The sequence below is a fragment of the Nocardiopsis lucentensis DSM 44048 genome (assembly GCF_000341125.1).
Classification (GTDB): Bacteria; Actinomycetota; Actinomycetes; order Streptosporangiales; family Streptosporangiaceae; genus Nocardiopsis; species Nocardiopsis lucentensis.
The window spans coordinates 5,633-6,415 of the sequence record NZ_ANBC01000078.1; the positions used below are offsets into that span (position 1 = coordinate 5,633).

Annotated in this window: 1 protein-coding gene; it reads left to right on the top strand. The window is 70.5% G+C overall.

Annotated features, from left to right (window positions below):
- Positions 1–197: 197 nt before the first annotated feature.
- Positions 198–783: MHYT domain-containing protein (locus D471_RS0102405; RefSeq protein WP_017597151.1), on the top strand; the 586-nt coding region annotated here is incomplete at its 3' end.

The window sequence follows — 783 nt, forward strand, 5'->3', positions numbered from 1 at the left end:
CGAAGACGTCGTTCGAGGGGTGGCCCCTCCGCGAAACGGCCCCGGCGATGACGGGCGACGGGTGGGCGGGGCCGTGTGGACGGTGGCTGTGTGGCCGGAACCGGACACATGATGTGGCCTCAACCCCTCGTGTCACAAATCACTGGATTTATAGCATGGGGTGTCCCCCACCCCAGCAGGTCCGGAGCGTCGCACCAGTGGTCCAGTACCTCGCGCAGAACGCCCTCACCCCCACGATCGCCTACACCGTCTCCGTCATCGGCTCTCTGCTCGGCCTCTCCTTCGCCGCGCGCGCCCGCCTCACCGTCAGCGGCGCCCGCTGGGTGTGGCTGTCGCTGGCCGCCCTCTCCCTCGGCGGCACCGCCGTATGGTCCATGCACTTCATCGCGATGATGGGCTACTCCGTGCCGGACGTCATCATCCGCTACGACCCCCTGCTCACCGTGGGCAGCGGCGCGCTCGCCGTGGCGGTCATGGCCGTCGCCCTGGCCCTGACGGCCACCCGGCCGACCAACGCCCGCCTGGTCGTGGGCGGCCTCATCTCCGGGATCGGGATCGTCTCCATGCACTACATGGGCATGGCCTCGATGAACTTCGTCGGGACCATGCGCCACGACCACGGCCACGTGATCGCGGCCACCGCCATCGCCCTGGTGGCGGCCACCGCCGCCCTGTGGTTCGCCTCCCGGCTGAGGGGCTCCCCCGTGATCGTCGGCGCCTCCCTGGTCATGGCCGCCGCCGTGACCGCCATGCACTACACGGCGATGGCCGGGGGCGACATCG